The 11631-nt window shown below is 52.8% G+C and carries 11 protein-coding genes and 1 pseudogene; 6 read left to right on the forward strand and 6 right to left on the reverse strand.

Annotated elements, in window-relative coordinates; translation table 11 throughout:
* Positions 1-64: 64 nt before the first annotated feature.
* The 3 genes from ACR0B0_RS11775 to ACR0B0_RS11785 all read right to left on the reverse strand — a co-directional run bounded on the left by ACR0B0_RS11775 (position 65) and on the right by ACR0B0_RS11785 (position 4134).
* Complete coding sequence (locus ACR0B0_RS11775; protein ID WP_170350254.1) at positions 65-1393, reverse strand: TRAP transporter large permease; 1329 nt, start codon at positions 1391-1393, stop codon at positions 65-67.
* Positions 1390-1962 carry a TRAP transporter small permease subunit gene (locus ACR0B0_RS11780; protein WP_425082651.1) on the reverse strand — a complete coding sequence of 191 codons (573 nt, stop codon included), beginning with the start codon at positions 1960-1962 and terminating at the stop codon, positions 1390-1392. Before ACR0B0_RS11780 ends, ACR0B0_RS11775 begins: the two co-directional genes overlap by 4 nt.
* A 1272-nt stretch (positions 1963-3234) precedes the next feature.
* Positions 3235-4134, reverse strand: coding sequence for a LysR family transcriptional regulator (locus ACR0B0_RS11785; RefSeq protein WP_480647909.1), 900 nt, complete (start codon positions 4132-4134; stop codon positions 3235-3237).
* Positions 4135-4250: 116 nt separating this feature from the next.
* Here ACR0B0_RS11785 and ACR0B0_RS11790 point away from each other — a divergent pair, with 116 nt between their 5' ends.
* The 4 genes and pseudogenes from ACR0B0_RS11790 (at position 4251) to ACR0B0_RS11805 (ending at position 6754) form a co-directional block, all read left to right on the forward strand.
* On the forward strand, positions 4251-4805 hold the full coding sequence (locus ACR0B0_RS11790) for an NAD(P)H-dependent oxidoreductase (RefSeq protein ID WP_170350256.1): 555 nt from the start codon (positions 4251-4253) through the stop codon (positions 4803-4805).
* A 34-nt stretch (positions 4806-4839) separates the two neighbouring features.
* A complete protein-coding gene (locus ACR0B0_RS11795) occupies positions 4840-5577 on the forward strand; it encodes an SDR family NAD(P)-dependent oxidoreductase (protein WP_170350257.1) in 738 nt (245 codons plus the stop codon).
* A 425-nt stretch (positions 5578-6002) separates the two neighbouring features.
* Positions 6003-6206: pseudogene (locus ACR0B0_RS11800) on the forward strand (integrase); the annotation flags it as partial.
* An 11-nt stretch (positions 6207-6217) separates the two neighbouring features.
* Positions 6218-6754 carry an adenylate/guanylate cyclase domain-containing protein gene (locus ACR0B0_RS11805; protein WP_480647912.1) on the forward strand — a complete coding sequence of 179 codons (537 nt, stop codon included), beginning with the start codon at positions 6218-6220 and terminating at the stop codon, positions 6752-6754.
* Positions 6755-6953: 199 nt separating this feature from the next.
* Here the strand turns inward: ACR0B0_RS11805 and ACR0B0_RS11810 are convergent, their stop codons facing one another.
* The 3 genes from ACR0B0_RS11810 to ACR0B0_RS11820 all read right to left on the reverse strand — a co-directional run bounded on the left by ACR0B0_RS11810 (position 6954) and on the right by ACR0B0_RS11820 (position 8473).
* Positions 6954-7361 carry a universal stress protein gene (locus tag ACR0B0_RS11810; RefSeq protein WP_480647913.1) on the reverse strand — a complete coding sequence of 136 codons (408 nt, stop codon included), beginning with the start codon at positions 7359-7361 and terminating at the stop codon, positions 6954-6956.
* A gap of 60 nt (positions 7362-7421) precedes the next feature.
* A complete protein-coding gene (locus tag ACR0B0_RS11815; protein WP_480647915.1) occupies positions 7422-7871 on the reverse strand; it encodes a phasin family protein in 450 nt (149 codons plus the stop codon).
* A gap of 131 nt (positions 7872-8002) precedes the next feature.
* A complete protein-coding gene (locus ACR0B0_RS11820) occupies positions 8003-8473 on the reverse strand; it encodes a c-type cytochrome (RefSeq protein ID WP_480647917.1) in 471 nt (156 codons plus the stop codon).
* 263 nt (positions 8474-8736) lie between these two features.
* On the opposite strand from ACR0B0_RS11820, the gene ACR0B0_RS11825 reads away from it, so the two are divergent.
* Together ACR0B0_RS11825 and ACR0B0_RS11830 are read left to right on the forward strand one after the other, a co-directional pair.
* Positions 8737-9957, forward strand: a complete 1221-nt coding sequence (locus ACR0B0_RS11825) for an APC family permease (RefSeq protein ID WP_480647919.1) — start codon at positions 8737-8739, stop codon at positions 9955-9957.
* A gap of 48 nt (positions 9958-10005) precedes the next feature.
* A complete protein-coding gene (locus ACR0B0_RS11830; RefSeq protein ID WP_480647921.1) occupies positions 10006-11622 on the forward strand; it encodes an MFS transporter in 1617 nt (538 codons plus the stop codon).
* Positions 11623-11631 lie beyond the last annotated feature (9 nt).

An 11631-nucleotide genomic window follows, 5' to 3' on the forward strand; every position in this document is an offset into this window, starting at 1 on the left:
CTTCCTCTCCTGTGCTTTTCATTGAACTTGATCCGGTTAACCCGGTTTCTCGTTCTTTACGTGCTCAGTTTCCGTAGACGATGCCCGGAAGCCACAATGCGATGTCTGGGAAGGCCATCACCAATCCCAAAGCCAATGCCATCACTGCCACAAACGGTATGATGGACCTGTAAATATCTCCAATCGTCACCTCTGGCGGGGCCATGGCCCGCATCAAAAACAGGTTGTACCCAAAAGGCGGAGTCATATAGGCGATCTGACATGTGATCGTGTAGAGGACACCGTACCATATCAGATCAAACCCCAGCGCACCGACCAGCGGCACGTATAACGGAGCGACGATGACCAGCATGGCGGTGTCATCCAGAAACGTACCCATCACCAGAAAGCTGAGCTGCATCAGGATCAGGATGATCCACGGGTTCAGACCAAGCTGCACCGTAAACAGGTTTTCGATCGCCTTGACCGCGCCCAGCCCGTCAAAAACCGCGCCGAAGGCAAGGGCCGCAAGGATGATCCACATGAACATGCAGGTAATTCCAAGCGTCTGTTTGATCGAGGTCTCAAAAACCTGCCACGTCATGCGGCGTTTCAGAACCGCCGCCATCAAGGCCGCGATTGCCCCCAAGGCCGAGCTTTCGACCAATGAGGTCCAGCCATTCACGAAGGGCACCATCATCACCGCAAAGATGCCTATGGGCAGCAGACCAGCCCCCAGCAGGCGGAGTTTTTCGCTCCAGGTGACCTGCGCGCGTTCTTCGGCGCTCATCACTGGGCCGAGCGATGGGTTCAGGCGACAGCGGATGGCGATGTAGATGATGAACAGCGTGGCCATCATCAAACCGGGAATAACGCCTGCCAGCCAAAGCTGCCCGACCGGTTGACGGGCAATCATGGCGTAAAGGACCAACACAACGGAAGGCGGCACGAGAATTCCCAAGGATGAACCGGCCTGTATGACCCCCGTCACCATACGCTTGTCATAGTTCCGGCGCAGCAATTCGGGCAAAGCAATTGTCGCTCCAATCGCCATACCTGCAACGGACAATCCGTTCATGGCTGAGATCAGAACCATCAGACCGATTGTGCCTATAGCCAGCCCGCCGGAAAGACCGCCCATCCAGACATGGAACATACGATACAGGTCATCCGCGATCCGAGATTCCGACAAAACGTATCCCATGAATATGAACATCGGCAGCGTAAGCAGGGGGTACCAGCGCATGACCTTGATCGCTGCCGCAAACCCCAGATCATAGCCCCCCCTGTCGCCCCACAGGAAAAAGGCGGCAATCACTGCTACGAACCCGATAGCCCCGAATACACGCTGCCCGGTTAACAGCATCAGCATCATGGTCGAGAACATGAGCGCGGCTATCAATTCATAGCTCACCCGCGGTGTCCCCCTTCAAGGTCTTCGGGGGCCATATGCACCGGCTCATCATCTTTCGGACCCATATCATGTCCTCGCAACCGCAAGATGTCTTTGAACAGTTCCGAGATTGACTGCAACAGCATCAGCAGAATGCCAACCACCATGATCGTTTTGATGGGCCAGATATAGGGGCGCCACGCGGACGAGGACCTCTCGCCGCCATATTGGAACGAATACATCAAACTGTCCCAACCTCCCCACAATAAAAAGGCCAGATACACGATCAGAAAAAGCACCGTCAGCACGTCAACCTGGCTTTTTCGGCGGTCTGTCCATTCTCCATACAGCAGGTCCATCCGGACATTCGCACCCATCTGCATCGCATAAGGACCGCCAAGAATGTAGTAAGCGACCATGGCAAACTGTGCCATTTCAAGGGTCCAGAGCGAGGGGACAAAGAAGGTCTTGGACACAGAGGAATACAGCAGGATCGCCATCATAAGAAAAATGCCATACATGATGACCCGCCCAATCGTCCTGTTGGCACGGTCCACAAATCTGACATAGGCCTTCATCACACCTGTCACGAAGCCGCCTTTACATAATGTGATTTGTCATGTGAGCCAGCGTAGAGCGAAAACTTCTCCGAGCGACTAAGAACTAACATCCCGCATTCGCGCGGAAAACCGCTATAAAATTCACGCATGTTGAGCTCTACCCCAATACTCTCCCTCTTCATCAGAGCGACATGTCGGATAGCTGTCAAGTTGGTACCAGGCATAATTGGCTGATTAAGGTGATGGTTCTAGAGCTTCATGGCAAACCTATTGTTGCAAGTCGCCCTTACTTGCTACTTTCTCATTTCGATGGATGCACTTTTTTGTGTGAGAACAAACCTTTCAGAGCGACAAAAACAGAGAATTTGGCGCGAAGGAGCGTAATTTAACATTTCATTCAAATACGACCTTTATTTGAGATCGAAACCGAACCTGGGGAGGCCAACAATCTTCCCGATGAGATGCCTAAGGTCCTTAGTGATTTTGTGACGTCCTGGGGGCGCCTGCAATTGAAGTTGTATCTTCTTGCCGAGTAACAGTTATAGCTATCGCCAATTCGCTGCGCGGCCCATCCTTACCTAAATGAATGTTCATCAGATAATACCAGTGGCAGCAGTGCCCGCAGTTTGAGAGTTCGACAAGCCTCCTTTCTCGCTAGTGCAGCGAATGGCGGCAAAGCGAGCTGCGACCGCAGCATCTCGGTTGGCGGCTGGAGGTCGGCTCTGGGCCGAACGCTGAGGCAGGGTATTCTGCTGATCAATCACGCCCAAGTAACACACACTGCGCCGGTTTCCAGGTTGCGAAGAGGCACATTGGCTTACTGTTTTACGTCGACTTGAAGCGCTTGAACCGTCGAAACACTCTAAAAGCGCAGAAATCATAAGGTGTTGAATTCAATGGCAGGCGAGTCTCATTAATTCAGTCCCATTATTTACGTACTCCGACAATTCTTGTCGGATCACCTTAATGGTGAGACTGCGGTTCCAACAAAATCAGCTACTTAGAGTTTTCAATTTTTGAGACTCCAGAATCCGAGATTTTCTAACCAAACAAATAAAAAGCAGTCCTTCATTTAACGCGCGGAGAACGACTGCACTGAGCCCATCCTGTGAATTTGATTTTCTCGCTGCGTACGCTCGCAGCACAGACTTTGCCGCGTGCGCATCATCTTGTGCACAGCAACGCGTCTGAAGAACCGGTCGTTCCTGCGCAGCGCGGCGACAATGGATGCGCCAACTCACAGGTCGCGGACTTAGTGCTAATTCAGACGACATTGGAGTGAGCTCAATAGCGCCCTTTTGATTAAGCACCAACGCGGTTCTTTTTCAGGTGTTGAATAAAGAGGCGCAGTGGTGTCATCGAACGGTATTCCCGCGGGAAAAAGATATTGATGCCGGGGATGGAAACCCTGTTTTGGACTAAGACTTCTTCGACTAAACCGGATGCCAGTGATTCCAGATACGTGTCGCGAAACGTATAAGCTATTCCCAGCCCGCGGGCCGCCATTTCAACCGTGACCGGCGAAGAGTTTGCAATCAGGCTACCGCCCACTTCGACGGCGTACTCACCTTCAGGGCCGGTGAATGTCCAGGGGGCGAATTGGCCGGAGCTTTGGAAGCGGTAGCGCAGACAATTATGTTCCAACAAATCCCTTGGGTTTTCTGGGGTGCCATTCTCCGCAAGATACTTCGGGCTTGCCACCACAGCTGTTTGCAATGGACTTGTTAAGCAGATGGCAATCATATCCTGCGCAATCATGCCACCCATACGAAAACCAGCATGGAAGCCCTCGCCAAGCACATCCGACAAAGCATCGGTTAGCAGCAGCTCAACCTCGATCTCGGGGTATAGCTCCTGGAATGAGACCAGCGCTTCGCGAACGACCAGATGATAGGCGATCTCGGAAATCGCGAGCTTCAACGTACCGCGGGCTGAATGGCCTGCTGTAAGTGCGCTTTCAAGCCCGTCGGCAAGTTGATCAAATGCCGGGCCTGAGCTTCTCGCCAGAGCACGCCCGGCTTCTGTCAGATTGATTGACCGTGTCGTCCGAATGAACAGTGCAGTTCCAAGTCTGTCTTCTAGGTTCTTTAGCTGATGACTTACTGTGGACCGTTTGAGCCCCAGCTTTTGTGCAGCAGCACTCAGGCTGCCGTGTTGAGCAATCGCATTGAACACTTCGAGAGTGGAAAGAGGCAGGCGCATTGGTGCATCTCCTACACCATAGAGATGGTTAACAGGCATATTGTTGTCTGTGATGGAGTATATAGATTTGGCCAACAAGTAAACGCAACTCCCCGGACGGCAGAGACAAATCACCAATGAACATTCTCGTTTTGACCGCTCATCCAAACCTCAAAGCCTCATTGGTCAACCGAGTGTGGTTTGACGCCCTGTCAGATGTGGCAGGCATCACAACCCGTGACCTGATGGCCGTCGGCGGGCGGGAGATGAAATTTGATCCGGAGGTCGAACAGGCCCTGCTTCGGAATGCTGACCGTGTCGTGTTGCAGTTTCCGTTCTACTGGTACTCCTCCCCGCCCGTACTCAAGGCGTGGCTTGATCAGGTGTTGCTTGCCGGGTTTGCCTATGGCCCCGGTGGCAACCAACTAAACGGAAAAGAGCTCGTGCTTGCCGTTTCCACTGGTGGACCGGTCGAAAGCTATCGGACTGGTGCATTCAACAACTTTTCCATGTCCGAGTTTCTAACCCCCTTTCAACAGACGGCACTTATGACTGGCATGACCTATCTGCCGCCATTCGTGCTTCACAGTGCTATGAGCCGGGACCAAATCAGGCTCGAAGCAAGCGTCCCGGCGTTGATTGCGCATCTGACGGGACAACAGACCGAAGCCAGCGCCAAGTTGGTTGGATAGGCACATACCCCTCGCAAAAAATCAGGAGAAGCAAATGGAAAACCTCGAAAACAAAGTGATCCTTATCACCGGTGGTGGTACGGGAATTGGGAAAGCCACGGCATCTGCCTTTATTGCCAATGGGGCGAAGGTGGTTATTACCGGTCGCAGACAATCCGTTCTTGAAGAAGCAACTCAGAAACTTGGGCCGCAAGCCTACGCTATTGTTGGGGATGTCAGCAAAGATGGCGAACCGGCCCGAATTATCGAGGAGACCATCCGCAAATTTGGCCGGCTGGATGTTTTGGTCAACAATGCTGGAACCGGAAAGATGGGTCCACTGTCTGAAACCAGTGACCAGGATATCGAAAGCATTTACCGAACCAACGTGTTCGGACCGCTGGCTTTTGCCCGCGAGGCAACCCCCCATCTTGCCAACAGTAAGGGGGCAATCATCAATATTTCTTCGGTAGTCGCGCGCGGCATGATGCCTGGCGCTGCGGTTTACGCATCGTCAAAGGCAGCTGTGGACCACGCAACCAGACTCATTGCTGCGGAACTCGGTCCAATGGGCATCCGGGTCAATGCGGTCGCACCCGGACTTACAGACACGGAAATAACGGCAGACGTAAAGTCAAATGAACAAATGCTAGGAATGATTATCGCTCAAACACCGATGGGTCGCATCGGTGAACCTGCAGACATCGCAAACGCGGTTCTTTTGCTTGCCGATAAGCGTGCCGGGTGGATCACAGGCCAGTCTGTACAAGCAGGTGGAGGGTTCCTGTTGTAAGGCGACGAGCGTGATTTTGAACATCAAGCTTCAATAAATATCCGCAGAGGGTCAAAAGCGACCCGGCAACATCTTCAACATGATGCTGTCGGGTCTTCAATGATTACAGCATGAGATTTCTTGCCGAACCAAACGATTTGCTGAGTTACACCGTCGGGATCAATATTGCGCTGCTGAAGCAACGAAAACCGCAAAGACTGACCCACTTGAATTAGCCTTTGTAGGAAAATGTACGAACTCTGCGTTTAGCGCCTCTTCAAGCGTTAAGCAGCATCTGGAAGACTGGGGCTCAGACCAGCTCAATGCACCCGCAGTGTTTCCCGAAGAACAAGCAATCGGACAACGGCCATTCAAACCAACTGTAAAGTTCAGGTGTCAGCGCAGTGCTGATGTCTGGGCCTGGCGGGAGGATTGGAGGGCCCAACATGCCAAGAATTCAACTTCCCGCTGTCACCCCTAAACGAAGAGCCTGGAACAAGGGCCGGTTCATTGGCCAGAAACGACCGCTGTTGCCGAAACAGGTCTGGGCGATCCGAGCGCGGCTCGAATTGGCGGGCAACCTGCGCGATCTTACATTGTTCAACGTGGCGATTGATAGCAAGCTTCGCGGATGCGACTTGGTGAAACTGGGTTTACCACCATGTGCGAGAGCGACGCCCCCGGCGATGTCGTTGATTTCTTGCGCGGGTATCATGACAGGTTGGGCAAGGCAGTTTTCGAGAACGAAGGCACACTGGACAAATATCTGGGCGACGGGCTGATGGCGACCTTCGGGACACCAGAACCCGGTGAGAACGACGCCAATAACGCACTTCAATGCGCCTTTGACATGCTTGAGGCATTGAGCATCTGGAACCGTGACAGGAGTGCCGAAGGGCTTCCTCCGGTACGCATTTGGATTGGCATCCACTTCGGTCCCGTTATCTCGGGTGACATCGGAAACCGACGCCGTCTTGAATACAGTGTCATCGGCGATACCGTGAACGTCGCAAGCAGGCTTGAGAAGCTGTCCCGGAAACTAAATGCTTCTTTGGCGGTTAGCGATTTGTTGATCGAGGCAATAAGTCCGACAGACAAGGTCGGGCAATCTTTAATCAAAAGATTGGTTCCCGCCGGAGTGCAAGATTTGAGAGGAAGACGAGGAAAGATCGGCGTTTGGATCTACCCGCTGAAATAGTAAGTGTTTGCGCATGGCTTTGCCATTCCACCGAATTCAACTTTCGCAATCCATTCAGTCGGACCCGCTCATTGAGCCGGTCAACGCCATCCATTTCCATATGGTCATGCAGCGTGTGACGATCGTAAAACAACTCGGGTCTGGAAAATCGACTCATCCACAACGCTTAATCGACGTGCGGCCGTTACCAGAAACCGGTTCAGCGGATCACGTGGACAGAACAATTGGCGTGGTGAACGACCCGGTTTGCAGTTGACCCAATAAAAATGTTCTCGATCCCCGGCTTGTGTGAGGCCAGCACTATGCAATCGATGTCATTTTCATTTGCGAAGTCAACGATCGCGCGGCCAGCACTCCCCGAGACAAGGCGCGGTTTCGCACCCGATAGGTCGGCAGCATTCCGATGTAAGCTTTCCTGAAGTTCTTTTCGCGTATTTGCCAGAACTTCCTCGGGTATCTGAGATGCCACATATGCAGGGATCGGTTCCTGCACATGAAGCACTGTGAATTCCGCATCGGCATTCGCCAGCAAACGAGCAGCTTCAACTGAGGCCTGTGTATCGTGATCTTTGTCCAGTGCGACTGGTACCAGAATGTTTTTATACATATGAGCTACCTTCCATTGCTCCAGCTGCGATCGTTCCGACCTCTGCGGTGATACGGCTCTCTATACCGGATCGGATTTCGGAGATTTACCCGCCTTCTTAGCTGTGCTTGCAACATCATCCATTGTCTTTTCCACAGCTTCGACTTCTGTTTCCGCTGCATATGCTGCACATCGGGCAACTGTTTCGAACCATTCCTGAGCGTCAGCCACAAGGCGTTCGGCTGAGTGCTTCTGCCACTCTGCTATGGATTGCAGCGCTTTAGCCGGATCAGTCGGGTCTGCAGCAGACGCCGAGCGCGCAGCCTCCAGCGCGGTTCGCACAGCCTCGTGACGCCTCTCAAACCAATGCTGAGCAAAGGCCTCTGCCTCTTTCAGCGATTTTTCCTGCATGTCCCAGAATTGCTCAAGCTGAGCGCCCAGAAACGGATTGGCTGAAGTAGATAGCTGCATCTGCTTGAAGATATCGACAAGTGGGTTGGAGTAACTTGATTTTGGCTTCTCTTCAGGCATCGGAGATTCCTCCTCATCTCTAAATGCTGAATATTAACTGAGATCGAGGAAACTTGCCTTAATGTAAATCAACCAGCGCCGGCAAACGTGGTAGAGGTGTCCTGCAATCCTAGGGTGAACTTTGTGCCAACCTATTCGGTCTGTATAGCCTCAAGATACGCAATCACATTCGCCAGTGGCACGCCGACTATCATCGGTTGGCCGTCAGGCATGGAAATCGCTACTTTTTTATCCGAATCCAATGCTGGACCAAAAATGGGCATTTCCCCGCCATGTGCCAGCAGTGGCGCGCGACCGTCAATTTGACGCGCCACCGCCTCAGTCGGAAAAACGCCGCCATTTTGCACCGCAAGCCTGGTCAGATCGGGCGTCCTTATCGCCAACATCTCCGCCATTGGGCCATCTCCGGTGGCCTCGAAACCATGACATTGCCAACAATAGGTTCTGTAGAGATCGTGCCCATTTTGAAGGTCAATATCCTGCGCCAGTGCAGCACTTGCAGCAAATATTGACAAAAGAAGTCCGCGACAAACTAGCATCTGTTCCTCCTCCGAGATCAGCATTTCGAGTTGAAAATACGCGATATCGAATGAATGCTTCATTGATCTCGCTCATATTCAACCTTTGAGTATCAACTGGGAAAAACCATCACGAAACGACGGTCGCAGCATTCGGATCTGCCTCTCTGATCAGTCTTAGCGCCTGATGATATAGATCAATGCCAAATAAAGAATTACATATCAAAGTATGAATGTTTCAGAAGAAGCTCGGCATGAACGGTGATGAGCCCTTGGTTTATCATCGGGGTGCTTGTTTGCGGCACAGCTTCGGTAACCCGGCAATTGCTCATCAAGGAGTGAGGTGAATGCATACAGTTGATCCACCGTCCCCTAAACTCCGACGTTCTCTCACCACCCCGTTGCTTACATTATATGGGCTCGGTGTTACCGTCGGTGCGGGAATTTATGTGCTCGTCGGCGCAACCGCCGAGGCCGCGGGCCCTTATGCTGCAGTTTCGTTTCTTGTTGCAGCGCTCGTCGTTTCGCTGACGGCTTTGTCGTACGCCGAACTCGCGACACGCTATCCCGTAAGCGCGGGAGAAGCGGCATACGTTGAAGCGGGATTTCAAAGGGGCTGGATGGCGGTTCTAATCGGTCTTGCCGTTGCTGCGTCTGGGATTATTTCAGCCTCCGCTGTTGCGATTGGGGCGGCCTCATACCTTCACACCCTGACGGGGCTTGGCACCGCATTGCTTACGATCTGCGTTGTGTCGGTCATGGGGCTGATTGCACTCTGGGGCATTACACAATCGGTTTTTGTGGCAGCCGTAATCACGGTCATCGAGATCGCGGGGCTTCTTTTTGTGATTGGCTGGGGCATGTCTGTGCAGGAACCGCAAGGCCATGAAATTAGTGAGATGATTCCGGGGCTCGAGCTCAGTACCTGGCGCGGTATTATGGCGGCATCTCTGCTGGCTTTTTTTGCCTTTGTCGGCTTTGAGGACATGGCAAACGTCGCAGAAGAGGTAAAAGACCCAACCCACACAATTCCAAAGGCTATCCTTTTGACGCTCGTTCTGGCGACGGGTTTGTATCTAGCGACCTCGATCACGGTCCTGCTCGTTGTTCCTATCGATACCTTGTCGACCTCGGCCGCCCCACTCACGCTGGTTTTCTTCGACGCACCCGAAGTAATAAAACAAGGGTTCGCCGCAGTCGCAGTCGTTGCAACAGTCAATGGCGTCTTGATCCAGATGATTATGGCGTCGCGGGTGATCTATGGTCTTGCCGACCGGGATCATCTTCCGAAAATACTGGCGACTGTCCCGCAGGTTACCCAAACACCGGTCGTCGCAACCCTGTTGGTAGTTGCGATAATTCTTCTGCTGACGCAAACTTTGCCAATCGGCATACTAGCGGAACGCACATCCCAGATCGTTTTGGGAGTGTTTGTTTTGGTCAACATCTCGCTGATATTGCTGAAGTCCCGGCCAGGGTCAACTCGGGAACATTTCCGCGTACCTCTTGTTGTACCAATCCTTGGGGTGCTGACCAGCGCTCTGCTTTTTGGTGCCGGATTTCTCTGAGAGGAAAACCGACAGCACAGGGTCACCAGAACGGGGTCCGACTGACGCATGAACACTGACCAATCAACATTTGGAAGGCGGATTTCAGGCTGGTGGCACCGGACTTTCGTTGATCTAGTCGCGCAATTGCAATGGTCTTACCTTCCACCATTGATGGTTTACTTTGCGGCCGGGGTTTCGGGGCTAACATCCGTCGTCGGTGCGTTTTTTCTAAAGGACTATCTGAATCTATCCGCCGCTTTTGTTGCGGGATTGGCATTCTGGGCCGGGTTGCCATGGATTCTAAAAATGCCGCTGGGTCATCTGGTTGATCTGTTCTGGCGCTGGAAATCCCTGCTGATTGTTGTTGGCGCATCCCTTATCACGGCGTCATTGCTCATCATGTACAGGCTTGTGGCTGCGCCTGACCGAATGGCCGGCATTATGCCACTTGAGGATTGGTACGTCGTTGCCTTGATGTTGGCTCCTTCAGGTTATGCCATTCAGGATGTCGTTGCTGACGCCATGACAGTCGAAGCAGTGCCGCAATCGGACCAAGACGGACGCGCGTTTATTCAGGACGAAGTTCGTGCCCGGCACACCACCATGCAGACCCTCGGCAGGATTGCGATCATATCAGGGTTTGCGGGGGTCGCCGCGGTTAACATCTGGATTTTTTCGGGGGCGGAAAATCTGGAGAAAGCCGATCGTTTGGTTCTCTACGGTCGGGTCTATCTCATTGCCCTGGCTATCCCACTGTTGTCTGTCAGTGGAGTGGTTCTTCACGCTCTGATACAGCGTCGCCTCGTTCGTCGAGGACACCTTCTGCACAGACCAGATCAAACCACCGAAGTCAGGTGGCCGATACTGCTGGGCGGACTTGCGTTTGTTGTTCTCAGCATAGTGTTGGGAACCGCAAATTTTGCCTTCGCGCAAGAGACCGTTTTTGCGGTGTCGCTCACGGTCATTCTCTACCTCATGTCGCGTTTGTTGAGAGAGCTGGAGTCGAAACAGGCCAAAGTTCTGATCGGGACAGCAACTATCATTTTCGTTTTTCGAGCAGTTCCCTTGCCAGGACCGGGCCTGATCTGGTTCGAGATCGACGAGCTTGGGTTTGACGAACAGTTCCTGGCCATTCTAGCGCTTCTGACCTCACTACTTGCTCTGCTTGGCCTGATTATCCTCAGGCCGTTTATGGCAAGTCGTTCGATTGCGCAGGTTGTAGTGTTACTCACGATTGCCGCCGGAGTGCTGTCCCTGCCAAACCTTGCCTTGTACTACGGGGTGCATGAATGGACGGCCGCGCGCACAGGTGGGGTCGTGGATGCAAGGTTTATCGCCATTCTTGACACAGCCGTTGAGTCGCCGCTGGGTCAGATCGCGATGGTCCCAATGTTGGCTTGGATCGCGCGCAACGCCCCAACACATCTGAAGGCTACCTTTTTTGCGGTCATGGCGTCTTTCACCAACATGGCATTGTCAGCAAGCAGTCTCGGTACAAAATACCTGAATCAGATCTTTACCGTTAACCGCGCGGTTACCGATCCCAGAACGGGTACTGTTGCCTCCGTCGCTGACTATAGCCACTTGGGGAACTTGCTGATTACCGTGGGCTTGATCTCTGTCATCATCCCACTGGCTGTGGTTTTTCTGGTGCAAAACTCGCCTTATCAGACGCGCGATTGAATATGCGGA

The organism is Ruegeria sp. BA12 (assembly GCF_056539625.1).